The organism is Spiroplasma endosymbiont of Dilophus febrilis (assembly GCF_964030685.1).
GTDB lineage: Bacteria > Bacillota_I > Bacilli_A > Mycoplasmatales > Nriv7 > Nriv7.
Genome location: NZ_OZ034912.1, coordinates 490,265 through 509,121 on the forward strand (window position 1 = coordinate 490,265; position 18,857 = coordinate 509,121).

General features: G+C 23.9%; 23 protein-coding genes. 5 read left to right on the plus strand and 18 right to left on the minus strand.

The annotated features are described in order from the left end of the window. Positions 1 to 43 precede the first annotated feature (43 nt). The 7 genes from AAHF53_RS02590 to truB form a co-directional block, all read right to left on the minus strand. Entirely contained in the window at positions 44 to 1,102 is a 1,059-nt protein-coding gene (locus AAHF53_RS02590) for a Xaa-Pro peptidase family protein (RefSeq protein ID WP_338967885.1), read from the minus strand. 49 nt (positions 1,103 to 1,151) lie between these two features. Next, on the minus strand, positions 1,152 to 1,301 hold the full coding sequence (rpmG, locus tag AAHF53_RS02595; RefSeq protein WP_215826806.1) for a 50S ribosomal protein L33: 150 nt from the start codon (positions 1,299 to 1,301) through the stop codon (positions 1,152 to 1,154). Between the two features lie 150 nt (positions 1,302 to 1,451). Next, the gene (locus AAHF53_RS02600) at positions 1,452 to 2,072 is read right to left on the minus strand and encodes a chromate transporter (protein ID WP_342190144.1); all 621 of its coding nucleotides are present in this window, start codon (positions 2,070 to 2,072) and stop codon (positions 1,452 to 1,454) included. A gap of 2 nt (positions 2,073 to 2,074) precedes the next feature. Continuing rightward, the gene (locus AAHF53_RS02605) at positions 2,075 to 2,704 is read right to left on the minus strand and encodes a chromate transporter (RefSeq protein ID WP_342190145.1); all 630 of its coding nucleotides are present in this window, start codon (positions 2,702 to 2,704) and stop codon (positions 2,075 to 2,077) included. Between the two features lie 75 nt (positions 2,705 to 2,779). Then, complete coding sequence (gene rpsO, locus AAHF53_RS02610) at positions 2,780 to 3,049, minus strand: 30S ribosomal protein S15 (protein WP_338967879.1); 270 nt, start codon at positions 3,047 to 3,049, stop codon at positions 2,780 to 2,782. A gap of 95 nt (positions 3,050 to 3,144) precedes the next feature. Beyond that, positions 3,145 to 4,047 carry a riboflavin biosynthesis protein RibF gene (ribF, locus tag AAHF53_RS02615; protein ID WP_342190146.1) on the minus strand — a complete coding sequence of 301 codons (903 nt, stop codon included), beginning with the start codon at positions 4,045 to 4,047 and terminating at the stop codon, positions 3,145 to 3,147. Then, positions 4,034 to 4,894, minus strand: a complete 861-nt coding sequence (truB, locus tag AAHF53_RS02620) for a tRNA pseudouridine(55) synthase TruB (RefSeq protein ID WP_338967876.1) — start codon at positions 4,892 to 4,894, stop codon at positions 4,034 to 4,036. Before truB ends, ribF begins: the two co-directional genes overlap by 14 nt. Before the next feature lie 364 nt (positions 4,895 to 5,258). Between truB and AAHF53_RS02625 the strand changes: the two genes are divergently transcribed. The 5 genes from AAHF53_RS02625 to AAHF53_RS02645 all read left to right on the plus strand — a co-directional run bounded on the left by AAHF53_RS02625 (position 5,259) and on the right by AAHF53_RS02645 (position 9,493). Further along, on the plus strand, positions 5,259 to 6,140 hold the full coding sequence (locus AAHF53_RS02625; protein WP_342190147.1) for a hypothetical protein: 882 nt from the start codon (positions 5,259 to 5,261) through the stop codon (positions 6,138 to 6,140). A gap of 86 nt (positions 6,141 to 6,226) precedes the next feature. Beyond that, positions 6,227 to 6,634 (plus strand): transcription antitermination protein NusB, encoded by a 408-nt coding sequence (locus AAHF53_RS02630; RefSeq protein WP_342190148.1) that lies wholly within the window; start codon positions 6,227 to 6,229, stop codon positions 6,632 to 6,634. 14 nt (positions 6,635 to 6,648) lie between these two features. Further along, entirely contained in the window at positions 6,649 to 7,386 is a 738-nt protein-coding gene (locus AAHF53_RS02635; protein WP_342190149.1) for a hypothetical protein, read from the plus strand. Positions 7,387 to 7,399: 13 nt separating this feature from the next. Next, complete coding sequence (locus AAHF53_RS02640; RefSeq protein WP_342190150.1) at positions 7,400 to 8,215, plus strand: TlyA family RNA methyltransferase; 816 nt, start codon at positions 7,400 to 7,402, stop codon at positions 8,213 to 8,215. Positions 8,216 to 8,248: 33 nt separating this feature from the next. Next, the gene (locus AAHF53_RS02645; RefSeq protein WP_342190151.1) at positions 8,249 to 9,493 is read left to right on the plus strand and encodes a DNA polymerase IV; all 1,245 of its coding nucleotides are present in this window, start codon (positions 8,249 to 8,251) and stop codon (positions 9,491 to 9,493) included. Positions 9,494 to 9,549: 56 nt separating this feature from the next. Here the strand turns inward: AAHF53_RS02645 and AAHF53_RS02650 are convergent, their stop codons facing one another. The 11 genes from AAHF53_RS02650 to AAHF53_RS02700 all read right to left on the minus strand — a co-directional run bounded on the left by AAHF53_RS02650 (position 9,550) and on the right by AAHF53_RS02700 (position 18,837). Next, entirely contained in the window at positions 9,550 to 10,332 is a 783-nt protein-coding gene (locus tag AAHF53_RS02650; RefSeq protein ID WP_342190152.1) for a hypothetical protein, read from the minus strand. A 2-nt stretch (positions 10,333 to 10,334) separates the two neighbouring features. Further along, positions 10,335 to 11,414 carry a hypothetical protein gene (locus AAHF53_RS02655; RefSeq protein WP_342190153.1) on the minus strand — a complete coding sequence of 360 codons (1,080 nt, stop codon included), beginning with the start codon at positions 11,412 to 11,414 and terminating at the stop codon, positions 10,335 to 10,337. Between the two features lie 84 nt (positions 11,415 to 11,498). Then, positions 11,499 to 12,704, minus strand: coding sequence for an alkaline phosphatase family protein (locus AAHF53_RS02660; RefSeq protein WP_342190154.1), 1,206 nt, complete (start codon positions 12,702 to 12,704; stop codon positions 11,499 to 11,501). Between the two features lie 57 nt (positions 12,705 to 12,761). Further along, entirely contained in the window at positions 12,762 to 13,394 is a 633-nt protein-coding gene (locus tag AAHF53_RS02665; RefSeq protein ID WP_342190155.1) for a hypothetical protein, read from the minus strand. Positions 13,395 to 13,539: 145 nt separating this feature from the next. Then, complete coding sequence (locus AAHF53_RS02670; protein WP_342190156.1) at positions 13,540 to 13,821, minus strand: hypothetical protein; 282 nt, start codon at positions 13,819 to 13,821, stop codon at positions 13,540 to 13,542. A 143-nt stretch (positions 13,822 to 13,964) separates the two neighbouring features. Next, positions 13,965 to 14,369, minus strand: coding sequence for a hypothetical protein (locus AAHF53_RS02675; RefSeq protein ID WP_342190157.1), 405 nt, complete (start codon positions 14,367 to 14,369; stop codon positions 13,965 to 13,967). A gap of 3 nt (positions 14,370 to 14,372) precedes the next feature. Then, complete coding sequence (locus tag AAHF53_RS02680; protein WP_342190158.1) at positions 14,373 to 15,104, minus strand: hypothetical protein; 732 nt, start codon at positions 15,102 to 15,104, stop codon at positions 14,373 to 14,375. Positions 15,105 to 15,129: 25 nt separating this feature from the next. After that, on the minus strand, positions 15,130 to 15,549 hold the full coding sequence (locus AAHF53_RS02685) for a hypothetical protein (protein WP_342190159.1): 420 nt from the start codon (positions 15,547 to 15,549) through the stop codon (positions 15,130 to 15,132). Between the two features lie 203 nt (positions 15,550 to 15,752). After that, positions 15,753 to 16,496, minus strand: a complete 744-nt coding sequence (gene recO / locus AAHF53_RS02690; RefSeq protein WP_342190160.1) for a DNA repair protein RecO — start codon at positions 16,494 to 16,496, stop codon at positions 15,753 to 15,755. 15 nt (positions 16,497 to 16,511) lie between these two features. Next, positions 16,512 to 17,411, minus strand: coding sequence for a GTPase Era (gene era / locus AAHF53_RS02695; RefSeq protein ID WP_338968726.1), 900 nt, complete (start codon positions 17,409 to 17,411; stop codon positions 16,512 to 16,514). Beyond that, on the minus strand, positions 17,404 to 18,837 hold the full coding sequence (locus tag AAHF53_RS02700; RefSeq protein WP_342190161.1) for an ABC transporter ATP-binding protein/permease: 1,434 nt from the start codon (positions 18,835 to 18,837) through the stop codon (positions 17,404 to 17,406). Before AAHF53_RS02700 ends, era begins: the two co-directional genes overlap by 8 nt. Positions 18,838 to 18,857 lie beyond the last annotated feature (20 nt).

Here is an 18,857-nt window from a genome sequence, read left to right on the forward strand (position 1 = left end):
CCTACCTCCTATTAAGTTTATTTTATCATTTTTTTAACATAAATTATTTTACAAATATTAAATCTCTTGAAGACTTAGTTAATATTTCATAACCTTTCTTAGTTACTAAAATATCATCTTCAATTCTAACACCACCTAATTGAGGAATATAAATTCCTGGTTCAACAGTAATTACCATTCCTACTTCTAAAATAATATCCGAATTATTGGTTATATATGGATATTCATGAACTTCAATGCCTAAACCATGACCAGTACTATGAGTAAAATATTTACCATAACCTTTTTTAGTAATATATTCACGACATATTTTGTCAATTGTACCTGATGATATTCCAGGAGCAATCGCCTTAATTCCTAAATCTTGAGCTTCTAAAACAATCTTATAAATATCTTCCAATTTTTTATCTAGTTTATTACCAATAACAAAAGTTCTTGTCATATCAGAACACAATCCTTGATAAATAACACCAAAATCACAAGTGATAATTTCATTATTATTTATTACTTTATTAGTAGCCCTACCGTGGGGTAACGATGAACGAACGCCTGATGCTACAATGCAATCAAAACTCGGTTTTTCACCACCAAATTTAAGGAAATTATCAATAATAATTCTTTCTAATCGCTTTTCAGTCATATTAGGCTTTACTTTTTTAATAATTGCTTTAAATGTTTTATCACCGATCTTAGCAGCCTGTTTTAATTTTTTAATTTCATCCTTAGTTTTAATCATACGGATTTTATTTACTAATACAGCTTTTAATGAAACCGCTAATTTTTCACTTCAAGTTGTAAATAAAGCATATGAAGTATATTCGCTTTCAAAGCCTAATGTTATAATGTTATATTTCTTAATTAATTCATTTAATTGTTCATAAATATTTTCCATTAAAATAATGTTATCAATATTTTTTGCTTGCATTTTTCCATCTTCAATATATCGTCCATCTAAAATTAAAAACGACTTTTCTTTAGTAACTAATAAATATCCTGCTGTTGAAGAAAATGTTGTATATCACAAACGATTATAATCAGATGTAATTAATAAAGCATCAACTTTTTGTTCTTTTAATAGTTTTTTAACAATTTTATGTTGCATAATATTTATCCTTTCGTATTAATAAATTAAATATAAAAAAAGAAAAGGATTATTTCTTTTCTTTATGCATTGTTTTTGCGTTACAACGCGAACAATATTTATTGAATTCTACTCGTTCGGGATGCAACTTTTTATTTTTCTTATCAATATAATTTTCTTCTTTACAAATTTCACAACGTAATGTAATACCTTCACGCATCCTTGTTCCTCCTTTTATACCCAATATATTAAATTATATAACAAATTACTAACAAATTATTAACACATAAAAACTGCAACAATTAATGTCAACACTAAACTGGCAATACTCTTTTGCAATATTAAAAGTTAAATTATGATTATTTATTAACTAATTTTGGACAATAAAATAAAAATATAAAAACCCAAAACCACCAAAAAAAGATATTAATAAAAATAAATTAACTTTAAAACGATACAAGCAAACAAAACTAATAATAAAACTAATTACTAAATAAAGCATTACTTGAATAGTTTTAGTACCTTTTTCATAAATCCATGAAAAATTACTATCTAAAAAAATATTACTAATTAGACCAATAACTACTCAAATTAAAATTGCAATCGTTACTGGTTTCATTATTTTATAAATATTATGAAATAGTTTATTTTTTATATTTTTTCAAGATTTATTATTAGCTCAAATCATAATGAATGCTGCTGGAACAGTCATCAAGATATATGCTACCAAAACCACAATAATAGTAACACCAATATTATGATTAGGTTTAGTTATTATTGTTGCTAAAAAACCTGTAATTTTTGTTGCAAAAGGTCCAGGTGTTGCATTTGTTAAACCAAAAATCAGTTCCAATTCAGGAGAACTAATAAGTAATGTATCACTAACACGATTTAAAATATCTAAAAAATAATACTTAAATAAAGCAAAAAAAGCTTGACCACCCCCAAAAGTTACTAAACCAATTATCAAAACACCAATAAAAAATAACAAAATTATTTTTTACCTCGTTTCTTTTTCGGTTTATGTTTTTGTCTTAACCGCAGATAATTATAAAGAATAGTAACCAAACAAGAAATAATAATAACAACAACTGCGGGAAAGTTTAAATACCACAAATTCAGTTGTCATGTTAAAGCAAGATATCCCACACATAAGAAAATAATTGGGATACTAATAGTTAAAGATAATTCCTTCATACTATTTCTTAACATTTTAAAAATCATTTTCGCTAGCAATGCTAAAATAACTGGTAAGATTGCTAAATTAATATAATATAAATATTTAATATCAATATATTTAAATAGTAAAGTTGCAAGAAAAATAAAAGCAATCATATTAGGCAAGTATGCAACAAACGATGCTAATAGTGCTCCAGTAATACCAGCTATTTTATAACCAACAGAAGCTGATACTTGAAAAATGCTTGGTCCAGGAATAGTATTTGCTAAAATTAATAAATGATTAAATTCATCCTCAGTTATTCATCGCTTCTTAACTACAACTTCATTTTTAATTAAAGGCATTACGGCATTACCGCCACCAAAACCAAAAAAAGATATTTTCAAAAAAACATAAAACAATTGTCAATATAATTGCCATTTTGAATATTTTGTTTTTTTCATCATATCAACCCTTAATATCTTATAAACAAGAAAAAGAATCAGCATCTAATTCTCTTTCTTAATAATTTCAATTTATTATTTTCTTAGTTTTAATTGTTCAATTATTTTACGATAACGATTAATATCATGATCTTTTAAGTAATCTAACATATTTCGTCTTTGTGATACTTTTCTTACTAAACTTCGTTCAGTAATAACATCTTTACGATGTACTTTTAAATGTGCCGTTAAATTAATAATTTTCTCTGTTAAAAGTGCTATTTGTACTTCTGCTGAACCCGTATCTTTTTCTTTTCTCCCAAATTTAGCAATAATTTGTTTTTTATCCTCAGCTGTAATTGCCATTTAATAAATCCTCCAATAATTATAAACTTAACTAAAACCAATTAATAAAATAGAAGGTATTTTAAAAACTTGTAATAGTCGTATTCGTATAAATATTAACCTATTTTACGAAAATATTCAAGGGTTTTGCTGTAATCTTCGCTAATTAACTGTTTTAAATGTTCTAAACTTTTAACAGCAACATTATCTCGTAAATACTTTAAAAAGGAAATTTTAATTTTTACACCATAAATATTATTATTAAAATTAAGAATATATGATTCACATTTTAAAACATTATCAATTCTAATAATACAAGAAATTGCTTGATAGTTTTTATTATCTAAACTAACATTAGTAATATAGACACCCTCATTTAATATTGAAAAATTATCATTTAAATGAATATTTGCTGTTGGAAATTGAATTTTATTACCTAATTTATTACCTTTAACAACAATACCTTTAATATTATAAGGTTGCAATAATAACTTATTAGCACTAACAATTTGTTTTTTTTGTAGTAACTGACGAATATATGTTGTTGATACCCGAATATCATTATTAATTAAAACTTTATTAACAACAATTACTTTAGAAAAATTTTTCTGCAAATGACTAATATTTCCCAAACCAAAATTTGCAAAACGAAAATCATCACCAACAACGATAATATCAATATTCAATTGTTTAAGATAAAAAATAAACTGTTCAATTGATCATTTTCTTGTATTATCATTAAATGGAAAAATAACAAAATTATCAAATCCCATTAATGAAACTAATTTTTGCTTATCATCCATATCAAGCAAGTCATCATATTGTTGTTGTAAAATTATTTTCTTTGGTGCGATTGAAAAAGTAAAAAATAGTGATTGATAATTATTTTCTTTAGCTTCCTTTAATACTGTTTGAGTTAATAACTGATGTCCAATATGAAGCCCATCAAAAAATCCTAAACACGCTACTTGTTTATTTGAAAATTGCTGTTTTTCATCAATAGTATTAATTATTTTCATCATTTCATAATCCTTTTTTACAATAATATTTATTATCTAGTCCCTTAACATATATTGCTAATGGGATTTGATTATTATCAGTTAACAACACAGTATCACTTTCAATCTCTTTTAATTGAATAGCCTTACCATTTTTAATATCTTTTGTTTCCTTAATATTAATAAGTGGCATATAGTCTTGTAATACATTTGATAATGAAATCATATTTTGTTCTTGAATTTTATCAAGTTCGCAACAATTACTAATCTTATATGCACCACTAGCTATTCTTTGCAATTTTTTTACTGTTGCTATCGTATTTAAAGTTTTAGCAATGTCTACTACTAAACTACGAATATATGTTCCTTTTGAACATTTAACTTTTAGGGAAACATAAGGAAAATCAAAACTTACTAACTCTAAATAATCTAACTTCACAAGTCGTTTTGCTAATAATACTTCTTGATCCTTGCGAGCATATTCATAAAGTTTTTTCCCTTGAAACTTAATCGCCGAATATTTAGGTGGTATTTGATTGTATGATAACGGAAAAAACTTTAAACAATTAAGAAATTGCTCTTTCGTAATTAACTTATTATCATTAGCAATAACATTACCAGTAATATCACCACTATTAGTTAAAATATTAAATTGCATTGTTACTAAATACTCTTTCGTTTCGTTCAATAATAATGAAGAAATCTTTGTCGCTTGATTGACCAAAATTATTAGTACACCAGTAGCTAGAGGGTCTAAAGTTCCGGCATGACCAACTTTATAATATTTAAACTTTTTTTTAAGATAAGATACTACTTGATGCGATGTCATCTCAGTAGGTTTATCAATTAGTAAAATTCCTGAATTCATTATAATAAAAAATCTCCAAAGATATTATATCATACTTAAAAGACCTTGAAAAATTTACCAATACAACTGGTCGCGTTTAGTTTTCTTAGGTATTTTTTAAAAAAGAAAAAATAGTCATTTACTATAAATTATTTCAATATGCAAATTAAGTATATATTTCTTATGTATGATTTTTGTTGTAAAAAATTATTTTAATGTTGTTTTTATAAGCATTTTACTTAGTTTTTATAACCTTTTATTAAGAATATGTTTGTTAATATTAAATATTTTGTTTTATTAATTATTTTTCAAGTAAAAAGGTAATAAATTTTTAGTTGCTTTTCTTTCAAAATTATTCAAATCTTTACCCACCTAACAAAACTTTATGCGCCCGAATACAATCGCATTAAATACCGATATTGTCAATAATCCAGATTCAAATTTTATTTGATATCGTGAGTCTGGTAAGTTCGCTTTAAAGAATGAAAGCAATATAACAGAAAGGTTGGAACCAATTGACAAAACATCAAAAGCAAAAGCACTTGAAAATACTAATGATGAATGTTGTACAAAACAACTTGAAGAAGATGGAAATATTAAATTGGATAAAGCAAGAAATCACTCTGTATTTAATGAAAGAAATTTACATTCCGTTGTTGTCAAATTTTTACATAATTCTGCTTTTAATATTTCTAGTAAAACAATTTTTCATGAACTTTCAAGTAAAAAAGTTTCTGGTAAAAATAAATGATTGCATCTTGATATTGTTGGCGTTCATTTTCCATTTAATGATTTTAGTAAAAAAACTTTAAAGTTACAAAAGGAATATTTAGGATCTTTGAAAACAAAGTATTATTCATTTGAATTAAAAAAAGAATTAAGTTTTGCTAATCTTCGTGAATCTTATTTTCAAGCAGTATCAAATTCATCTTGAGCCAATGAAGGGTATTTAGTAGCCTTAAAAATTTCTGAAAGTAATGACTTTATTAATGAATTAAAAAGACTTAATGATGCTTTTAATATTGGTGTTATTAAGCTAAATCCTAATAATATTAAGCAAAGTATTATTTTATTTCCAGCAAAAGAAAAAGAAACTCTTGATTGAGCAACAATTGATCGCTTAGTTACTGAAAATTCTGATTTTAAAGATTTTGTTAGAATTGTTATTCAATCATTACAAGCAAATACCATTGTTGGTAATTTTGATAAGGTACTAACAGATGCCGAATATGAAAATTATATTAATGAAAAACATATTAAAGAATAATAAAATATTTGAATTAAGCATATTTTCTATTTAATAGAAAATATGCTTTCTTTTATGCTAAAATTAGTAATAACGGTGGTAAAGATATGGAAAAAAATTCACAGCATAATATAAGAGAAAGCATAATTTTTTTTATCTATCAACAACAATTATTAAATTATGACTTAGAAACAATTATTAAAGAAATTAAAGAAAATGAAGAAGATTTTAATACGGAAATTACTAATAATTTAATCCATCTTTTCGAACAACGAGAAATTATAATTAAAATTATTAATAAGTACTTAAAAGTAGGGTGACATTTTTCTAAATTATCTAATTTAGAGCAAGGGATTTTATTGTGAGCAACTTATGAATTACTGATTTTAAAAGAAAATTCAGCAATTATTATTAATGAAGCAGTTCTTATTACTAAAAAGTATTTCATCAATAGTGAATATAAATATATTAATGGCATTTTGCAAAGTATTGCTGATAATGAGAAAAAAAACTAACAAGGATGACAACTATGGAAAATGAATTATTGAAGAAATCTATTAAATTAGCAAAGAAAACATTAATTAAAACCATAAAACAAACCAATAATCCAGAAATTATCCAAGATGGTTTGTATATTTTAAATGTTGTTACTAAACATAGTATTTTTATGCAAGCATTAGGTCTATTAATTGTTAATGAAAAATTAAGTCCCGAGTTATTTATTCGTCATTTAATTTCTTGCAAAGCTATAGTTTGTAGTCAAATTTATCTTTTTGATTTAGAAATTAAAAAAATTAAAAATCTGAAAGTAATTAATGAATTTTTTCAAAACTTAGCAGTTAGTTCTGCAATTAAATCACCAATTGAATTACAATTACAAGATACCTATAATAGTAAAATTAAAAATATTGACGAGTTAAAAGGTTTAGAATTAATAAGAAATGAAAAATTTTATCTTCTCGCCCATCTGATTGGTAATTCATTTGAATCGGTAGCAATTTTTAATCACAAAGAAAATAACAAAACTTATTATTATAATTTTGGTTTTTATTTAGCATTATATTTTTTATTACATCGTGAAACCTTAGCCCGAAAAGCTAAAATTCCTTCTTTATTAGACCAATTACCAACACAAAATCTTTTAATTGTAAAGCTTAATATTATGGAAAAATATATTAATGCTATTGCTACAATATATCCTTTAGAATTTAACGAATTTATTATCCTCAATAACAAATCAATAAACAAAATGAAAAATTTATCGTAAGTGAAGAACAACAATGAAAAAAATCCGATTAGATATATTATTAGTTCAAAAAGAATTATTTCATTCTCGAACTGAAGCTCAACGTGCCATTATTAATCATCAAGTACTTGTAAATGAGGAATTAATTATTAAGTCAGGAACTTTAGTTGCCCTTAACAGTATTATTAGAATAAAAAAACAAGATAATCAATTTGTTTCTCGTGGGGGATATAAATTAAGTAAAGCTCTTAAAGCGTTTAATATCAATTTAGAAAATCTTGTATGTTTAGATATCGGTTCTTCTACGGGTGGTTTTACTGATTGTATGTTACAAAATCAAGCAAAATTGGTTTATAGTTTAGATGTCGGTACTAATCAATTAGCTTGAAAATTACGAATTCACCCCCAAGTAATTGTTATGGAAAACACTAATTTTCGTTATGTTAAGAAAGAAATGTTTAAAAATAATATTAGTTTTTGTGCTATTGATGTTGCCTTTATTTCATTAACAAAAATTATTCCGGTTTTAACAGAAATTTTAATGCCCCTAGGTCAATTAGTTTGTTTAATTAAACCACAATTTGAAAGTAGGAAAACGCAAATTGAAAAGGGGGGCGTTGTTAAAAACCCCATAGTGCATTATCAAGTATTAAATAATTTAATTGCTTTTTTTAAAGAATATGGTTTTTCTTTACAAGGTTTAATTTATAGTCCAATCGTTGGCCACAAGAAAGGAAATATTGAATATTTAGCTCATTTATCTTTCAATAACCTTTTACAAAGCAAAGAAATTAATGTTATAAAATTAGTAGATGATGCTTTTAATACCCTTAAAAATCCCACCAAATAGATTTTATATTAACTAAAAAGGATAAGTTAAAAGATGAAAGTAATATTTTATATTGATATGAATGCTTTTTTTGCTAGTTGTCATCAAGTTATTGATCCAAGGATTGTTTCCAAACCTATTATTGTTAGTAGTCAATCCAGAAGAGCAATTGTTGCTTCAGCTAACTATGAAGCGAGAAAATATAATATTAAAACTGCCATGCCCTTATATCAAGCAAAAGCGTTATGTCCGACATTAATTTGTATTAACATCAATCGTAAACTTTATATTGAGTATTCACATAAAATTTTCAATTTATTAGTAAATAATTTTACCAATAAAGTAGAAATAACTTCGATTGATGAATACTGTTTAGACGCAACTAATATTTATCTTCAATACAATAATGCATTTGAATGCGCTAAAGCAATCCAAAACAATATTTTAAATTCATTAAATTTACCTTGTAGTATTGGAATTTCTTATAACAAATTTTTAGCTAAAATGGCATCAAAAGTTAATAAACCATTAGGAATATTTATTTTTAAACCTCATAATATCAAAACTAAACTATGACCACTAGATATTAAAGAACTATCTGGTATCGGCAAAAAAACAACTGAAAAATTAAAAAATATTAATATTAATACTATTGGTGACTTTGCAAATAGCACTAATAACTGAGCTTTACAAGAAATAATAGGGAAAGGTTATTTTGTTCTTCAACAAATAGCTCTTGGAAAAACATCAAACATTAATGATCAGATTAATTTTCAAGAGCAAAAATCAATTAGTCATGATTTAACATTTGAATATGATACTGAAAATATTGATGAAATTAAACAATATTTATTAGATTTAACTTGCAAAGTTGTTAGTCGTGCTAAAAGTAATTCATTAGTAGGGAAGATAATTACTTTCGCTTTCAAAACTAATCGTACTCAGTGAACATCTAAACGAATTTCATTAACTGATTATACCAATGATATTGATACCATTTATTCCTCGGTTTTATATTTATTTGAAACCATTTGAAACTATCATTCAATTCGTGCCATTAGAATTAATTTAGGAAAAACAGTTAATCAATATGACTTAAATATCCAACTTGAATTATTTAATCCCGCATTATCATCCGAGAAAAAATCACAAATGACCGTACAAGAGACAATAATTAAAAAAATAAATAGACAATGAAAACAAGAAATTAGTATGACTGGTAAAAAATATTTAGACAAAATTTATTCTAAAAACAATAATAGCTATGCTACTAAAAATAAAACTAAAAAATATAAATAATAATATAATAAATAAAAATGTCTTAAAATTTTAAGACATTTTTATTTATTACTCCCCTATTGCGGATAATCTTGTCTTCGTAATACAAGAAGATTATTTATATATATAAATATACTTCCTAAAATTAAAAATACTAAAAAGAAAATAATATAAGCAATAAAAAAGACTAGTCACCCATTAGGAGAAGTTTGTTGCACATTAAAAAAGAAATATGGATAATAACGAGTTCAATCATAATGATTATTGCCTTGTTCGGTTATGATTTTAATATGACCTCGTAATAATACAAAAAAACCATAAAACATTGGGTATAGATAATAAAGATAAAGATTTTTCTTTAAGTATTTTGATAATGAAATATATGATGATGGTGCAAATAATGAGTATACTAACATTAAAATTGGTAAACAAAAATGTTGAATATGAGTGGGAATTCAGTAATTACGATAAGCAAATTTTTTTGTTAAGTCGTTAATTGGTGGTGGACCAATAATAATAGCTACATAATAAGAAATCATTGCAATTACTAAAAATATATTAGTAAAATTACGAATATGAAAATTAGTCACCCATTGTAAAGCAATATTAGGTTTTAAATAATAAATGATATTTAATAAACTATAAAATAATACAATTACTGTTGATTGCATACTTCAATAACCAAAAAAATCTCATGCTAAAACATCAGAAGAATATTCAGGATTTATTAATGCTTCATTGAAAACTAAAAATCAATAATGTCACGATAAACTTCCTAAAGAAACTATAAAAAATGATAATTGAACATAGAAATGGTAGTTTTGATACCATTTAGGATAATTATGAACACTGGTTAACATTTTTAAATTTTTCTCTCCTTCTCTTTTTGATTAATATTGGCACCAATTATTATTGGATAAAGTTTTAATCTATTGGATAATTTAATAAATAAATAAAATGAAATTTTTTTAATTATAAAACAAATAAAATAAATTATTATTAAATGCCCCAAAGTTCATAGTAATAATAAAAATCAATGTGAATAAATAGCAGAAATTAAAGAAATAAAAAAAGTTGCACGAAAATCACGACTAAAATCTAAAATATAAGTTAAAGCGATGCCACATGGCATCATTATTATTGTGGTATTAAATATATTATTACTTTTTAATCCAATTTTATTTTGCGAATTAGTTTCTAAAGTACTTAAAACTGTTAATAACAGAAAACTAATTAATAAATAATTTATACCAATAGTACTATGACTATAAAATATTAATTGACTAGTAAAATAAATAATAATAACTAAAAAAACTACCATTAACTGTCACATTAATAAATAATTATGTGCAAGTTTTTTTAAATAAAATGAACCTTGAAAATAATGAAAACATAAACCAATCATAAAAGCACAAAGAAAAAATATTCCTGCAATAACAGTAGGTTCTTCTAAACTATAAAAGAAATTGCTTCGTTGATATATTCCAATTTTAGAAATGTATTGGCAGTCATATATAAGAACAGTAATCGATAAAGCAATAACTACTACTAAAACAACTACTAATAATGTTATAAGCGTAATAGTAATCATTTTAGTTTTTCTAATGATATTTCCTTTAAATAATACGAGACGAATTAAATAACAAACCATAAAAAGTAATGTTACATAAATACTTCCGCGTTCATATGTTAAATAACTTAAAAAATCCATTATTGCTAAATATTGTTCTGGTAATCCTGTTCAATGACCATAAACACCAATAAAATTAATTACTACCATTAGCAACGCCATCATAATCATTAGTGAAATAATAAAAAATCATATTCAATGTGCTTGCTTTTTAGTTCATTTAAAACTAATACTAAAATATCCTAAAAGCATTACATTTAAAGTTAAAAAAATATTTTTAAGAACTAACAAATATTCTTCAAAATCAATCATAAAACTAGCAAAAAAAAAAGATTAGTTTGTAAAAATAAATATAAAATTGTTGTTGTAATAAATCCTATTTGTAAAATTACTTTATTATTTTTCATCTTGAAATACATCCAATATTCTACTTTGATAATTTCATCAAGGTTGAATTTCACCTAAAATATTTTTATAAGTTTTTAATATTGGTAATCCTAAAGCACTGGCAATTATTGGTGTTAGATCCATATTACTAATTTGATATCCCAATATGCCATTTTTTCTATTATGAGGATGATACATTATAAAAGGAATTTGTAATTCTAATGGTGCATAAAAAGTATGATTCTTACCAATATGTCCGTGATCAGAAACAAAAATTAATAAGTAATTATCATATTCTGCCCTTTTTAAAGCATTTAATATATTTTCTAGTCACACATATTCAACATTACTAAGCAAATACTGGTCATAATAACCGCTATTACCATATTTAGCGTGTGCTAATAAATCAGTACTAGCTAAATATAGAAATGATAACGGACCTGACTTTTTATCCTTAGTATCATTTAAAAATAAGTTAACAGCTGCTTGATCTATTTTTACTAACCGATCGTATGACCCAGGCAAAGAATTATATATACTCATCCGATCTAGTTGTGTGTGTTGTAAAATATCTAAAACCTTATCTTGTTTAAAAAAACCCTCTTGATATTTTTTCTTTGAATTATTAATATTTTCCTTAATATTATCTTGAATATTAGCAGCAATTTTCTTGTTCCACGCCCTACTGGCATATTGGCGATATAATTCACTTTTTAAGATTACATCCATTGTAAAATCATAAGTCCCATAATATTGCGAAGAATTATGACTATTTTTTGTATTAAACATATCAATATACTTCATAATTGATAATGGTGGTACTTTTAATGGGTTTCAATAACATTTTGAATTATGATTATCAATTCATCAATTATCTTGGTCTTGTTGCAAATATTGACTACAATCGGTTACCTCGTGATTATTTCAGTGTTTTTTTTGAATATCATCACTAGTAGCAGTTAAGACCGAAGACCAATTAGAATCCGAATGAATTGTTCCATTATTTAATGCTGTTTTACTATAAATTCCTTTATTAATAATTTTTTGGAAATTAGGATATTTATTTTTAAATACATTAGCAGAAGATACACCATCAACACCAACAAGAATAACATTATCAACCGGTTTATTTAAATTTAAATTATTATAAAATATTGTTGGTTTATTTAAATTAACTAAAATAATAAAAAACAATATTAATGTTGTTAGCATCATTATAATAATATAAAAAAATATTGTTTTTTGAAATTTCATTTGTATTGTAATCCATTTCTATGAAATAATTGATAATTGCTTATAATTTATTTTAAGATAAGAAAATAACTCTTGCTTATTTTTAAAAAGTAAAAATGAATATTCTTGTTTTTTAAAAATAAATATTCATAACAGTATTGTAGTGCTACATAATAATAAAATAATGCTAATAATGTTAAAAATATCATTAATATTAAATTGTAAGATTCTTTGAAATTGATTTTTAATAATTGTTAACTTTCACTTATGACTTTGAGCAAAAAAATTTAAATCATCAACAATAATTTCGTTATAAAATGTTATCATTATTAATAATATTATTTTTAATATTACTAAAAACAATAAGACAAATGGTCCATAAAAACAAATACCCTTTTTGTTAATAAATAAAATACTAGTAATAACAATTATTCATAAACTTAAACTTAAACATAATGCTACAATAATAATTAAAGGAAAAAAATCTTGTATTGGTTTAAATTCTGCCAATACATGTTGTTGCAAATTACTGCTATCTAAAGCATTGGTAAAAATATCATTAATTTTATTTTGAACATAGCTTAATGAGATTATATATTGAATAATAATAAAAATCAAAGCTAACAATAATAAAATTCTTGCGATTGTTAAACTTCAATATCCTTTTTTCAATATTAAATTCCTCTTTCATTTATAAATTATATTATACAAATTATTTTGCTAATTTTCAATAAAGAAATCCTTCTTTAAAAATATTAAATCATAAAAATGCCTGATAGTTTGCTTATCAGGTATTTAAAATATATGTTTTCTACTTTTAACCTTTTTGTTTTAACCCGCTAAACCTTTCTGCCATTGATGGTTGTTGCGTTGCTCAAAAATAAATTGTAATAATAAAACCAATAATAGTAAAATTTATTAATCACTGAACCATTGATCAACCAGCATAACTAAATTTTTCATTTTGAGTGGTTCCGACAGTTATTTTTGATGCCATTTCTCCTAATGAAGATTTATTTACTAATAATAAAATTAAATTAATAATGATTGTAATTCCTAAAATATTAATAAAACTTTTAATAAATCTTTTGCCTCTCATTCTGTCTATCTCCTATTTTAAAATTCTAATAACTGATTTATTTTCTAGAAAATATTATTGCAATAAACATTCCTTTCCTTATTTAATTAAAAACTTATTACTTAATTTAATATTAACATAAAAATCAATGTTATTAGATGCTTTTAATTAATAACAAATTTTCATTGCTGTAAAATAAAATTATTAAAAGGATTTTGATAAATAACTTTAACTGCAATTGGTAATGGACAATTATCAGTGATATATAAAAACCGCAACTTATTTTGTGGTAAATTAGGAAATAATCTTATTCACTCTTGAATAAAAAGTCTTTGAAAAATATGTTGATCTAAATAATAAAATGCTTGTTTAAGCCATCCTACTTTTATTGCCGGATTTAATTTTTTAGAATTAATATTTTTATTAGAATTATCTTTATTGTAAATTATTTTCTCAACATTAGTAATATTAATATTATTTTCTTTAAAAAAGAAAATAAAAACTAATGAGACTAATCAAGAAAATATTAAAATTAAAACAAACAATAAACGCTTAATTTTATAAAACATTTTTTAATTAATATCTCCTTGCAAAATAAATTTTTCATATTCCTTTTGACTTAAATTACCATTTACATATCATCATTTAACTTGTTCACTACTAATTAATAATGATTGTTCAAAATCATAAATTATTTTTTCATCAGCAGGAATAGCTATTTGCAAAATATTAGAATCTTGCGTTAATGATTTTTTAATAAAAAAATTTTGACTAATATTTAATATTAAATCAGTAGTAATCGTTTTAATTTTAAGTTTAGTACTAATGTTTCCCCTTCAATTTTGATATTCAAAAGGCAATATTATTCCTTGACTATTTGAATAAATCGCTGAACTAGAACTAAGGTTAACAGTTTCTTGAAATTTTTGAAAATAGTAATAAACCATATTAGAGGTGTGAAATACACTTTTAATTTTTACTGGTGTTTTATTTGTTAAATAATAGTCTTTAATTGTTGAAACAGCACTAGGTTCCAATAAAGGTCGTTCATACTGTTGAATAATTTTTGTCCTTATCTCTTTATCAGCTTTGTCTTCTAAATGAGTTCAATTTATTGTTGATAATTGATGATAAAAATAAAATAATGATCTAATTACACGAGGATATTCATAAGTTGTGGAATCATTATTTTTTAAAAAAATAGTTTCTGTTATTGGTTCTGAAACTATAATATCTTCTACTTTAGCTATTCATTCATTAACAATAGGCATAAAATTATATGCTAACGGATTATTAATCTGCACCGTTTCATCGCCTTCTAAACTAACATTATAAGTTTAAGAGCGAATGATATTGAAAGTTAATTACTCCCATTGATTTATGACTATCAATGCTAATAACTGTATTTTCATTTTTTGTTTGCTGAAATGAATAATAAATTTTATTCATTTTATTTTCAAAAAAACATTTTTGAGGAATAAGAACTTTTCAAGGTTTTTTATTTTTTGATGAAAATGAATGTGCTGTGCTATCATTGGGAATTATTAAATCAACAGTACCAATATCTGGTACTATTGCTCGACACCCTTTATTTTCATAATTCTCATTAACATTAAAAGAAAACTGCAAATTATCAAATTTATGAATGTCATAAAGTTTTGTTAAATTACCACCAGCATCGTTATTTTTACCTTTTAAAATAGTTAAATAAAATGTTAAAACATAAGAATTGCCTAATTCAGGATGCATTAAAGGAACAAAATAAAGTGTAAAATCTGGTAAAAATATAATCTGATTATACCGTAAACTGGAATCATTATTATTAAAATAACTAACAGTAGTACGATGATTTTCACTAATTAATTGGGGATTATTAATCTAATATCACTCCTTTCACAATTTAATTAACAAAATAACGAATTAATTCCTTTTTAAAAATAAAAAATCACTCTTTATTTAAAGAGTGATGATAAAATTCATTTTTCTTTAATCGGTTTTAAAGATTGATAACTTAAAACTCCGCGCTCGCTTAGATATTCATAATAAAATGGAATTAGAACATATAAATCATCTTGATTAATCTCTCATTGTTCAAATTCTGGTTCATGATTTAATTCATATAGTGCTTGTAAAAGTGAAATTGGAAATATTTGTTGTTCGTTTTTAAAACAACCACGACAAACAAACCCACCAGCTGATCAATTTATTGTTTTAATATTCTTATTACTTTTACAAATGCTACAATGGTTTAGTTGCAATTGTAATCCTAAAAGTTTTAACACTTTAAAAGTTAAAAAACAGAAAAGTTTTTTAACTTCATTTTTATCACTATTAATAGTTTGTAAAATAACTAATAATTCATTAAAAATAATATTAGTATCCTCACTAAGTTCACTATAAAGTTTAACTAAATAATTAGTGACCATTAAGCGTTCATAGTTACTATGAATATTAGGGAATGTTTCAAGAATAACTCCGGTTTTTAAGCGATGCATTTTATTTTTACTATAAGCAAAAAATAATTCAAATTCACAATAATTAAATAATTGTAAAAATGCTTGATTTTTAGAAGTGATTTTTCGTACCCCCGGACAATAAATAGCAATAATGCCATTAATAGTATAAATATTAACAATGGCATCAACCAATTGATAATCTTGTTTATTAACAATTATTCCCGAAATTTTTGTTGTCAATGCACTTTATTTCCTTTATTTTTTACCATAACCTAATTTTGCTAATATGTTAGGACTATCTCTTCATTTTTTTATTACTTTAACGAATAATTCTAAATAAAATTGGGTTGCAAAAATTTCTTCTAATTCAATTCTTGCTTGCGAACCAATATTTTTAATCATTTTACCACCATTACCAATTAAAATTCCTTTTTGCGAATCTCTTTCAACAACAATAGTAGCGATTACACGAATAATTTTTTTTGTTCTTTCTTTTTTAAATTCCTCAATTAAAATTGCAACACCGTGTGGTACTTCTTGATGAGTTAATAAGAGAATTTTCTCACGAATAATTTCTTTAACAAAAAAATCTTCTTGTTGATCTTGAAACATATTTTTAGGGAAATACTGCGGTCCAAGCGGTAATGTCATCATCAGCTTATTTAATAAAAAACTAATATTAATATTTTTTAAACAACTAATACCAATAATTTCTTGGACATTAAATCGTTCATTTCATAATTTAATTTTTTGCTCTAATTGCTCAGAAGTAATTAAATCAATTTTTGTCAATCCTAAAAAAATTGGTACCTCTCGTTCCTGCAAAGACTTATATATATATTGATGTGTTAATGAAATTTCTTCATAACTATTAACTAATCATAAAATACCTTCAACACCTTTAGTACTTTGCATTGCCACCCGATTTAAACTTTTTCCTAATTCATTAGTAGACTTATGAATTCCTGGACTATCAATAAAAATTATTTGATAATCATCGGTAGTCAAAATTCCTTGAATTCGATTTCTTGTTGTTTGCGGTTTATTACTAATAATAGCAATTTTTTTTAACATTAAAGTATTTAATAAAGTAGATTTACCAACATTTGGTTCACCAACAATGGCAATAAAACCAGAACGAAAATTATTATTCATATCATTTTCACCATTTAATCGCAACGCCAATAAATATTAAGGGTAAAGCACTAGAAACTAAAATATTAATAATAAAATTTGTGTTGGATAAGATACTATTGTTAGCAATATTATTCATTAATAAACTACTTGGATATTTAAAAATTGATAAATAACTAAAAATCTTAAAAATTAAATTCTTATCAAAATTTAAATTTGATAAAAATACGCCACTAAAAAGCATCATTGGTAAAAATAAAGCATTAGAAATTAACATATGTTGTTTTTGAGTTTTAAAAAATGTTGCTAATAAGACTCCAAAACTAATACTAATAATAATAGAAAATATTAAATAACCAATAACTGGTAAATTAATAAAACTTAAAAGTTCACTAATATTAAATTGACGCCCAAAAATAATGATAGTTCAAAATAATGTTATTAAAATTGTAAATAAACTTAAAATACAACCAAATAAAATAACAGTTAAGAAAAAAGTTCTGGGTTTCATATTAATTGATCCAAAATGTTTAATAATTATTGAATTACGAAATTCAACAATTGTTCCTGAAATAATTTGAAACCCAATAATCATTACTTGAATCATTAATGCCCCCGCAATCATATTTTTTATTTTGCTTAATAAAAATTCATTATCAACATTAGGTAATTCACTGGAAAAAACAATGAAATCAATTATTAATATCATTAAAGAAGAATTATTATTTTTATCTTGTTCTTTATAAAATTTAAATTTTACCTTTGTATATTCAGCAACGGTACCATATTGTTCAATAACTTCTTTAACAGTAATTTGTTCTTTAATTAAACCATTATGTAAAAAAATGATTTTTTCACAAAACTTTTCTACTTCACTCATAATATGGGTTACTAAAATCATCGTTACATTTTTCTTAACAATATTTTCTTCTAAAAATTCAAAAATATCTTCACGCACTTCAATATCTAAACCTGTTGATACTTCATCTAAAATAATTAATTGCGGTTTATGAATAACTGCTAATAAAATATTTAATCTTTGTTGTTGACCCCCAGATAAAGAATTAATTTGTTTTTTCTTAATACCATCTAGTTGATATGTTTTTAACAAATTTTCTAAATCATCATAATGATATTTAATATTAAAAGTTTCTAAGTAATATTGAATCATATCTAAAATAGTAATACCCATCGGATATTTAGAATCTTGAAACTGAATCCCAATAACTAATTCTGACTTTTTTCAAACTACTCCTGCTGTTGGCTTTCTTATTCCCGCAATAATTTCTGAAATGGTTGATTTACCACTACCATTAGCACCAATTAAACCAATTCGCTCGCCACAATAAATTTGCAAATTAATATCTTGTAAAGCTCATTTTTGACGATATTTTTTACTTAAATTTTTTATGTCAACTAATAATAAATTACTATTTGTTTCCTTCATAAAATTATGCTCCATTACTA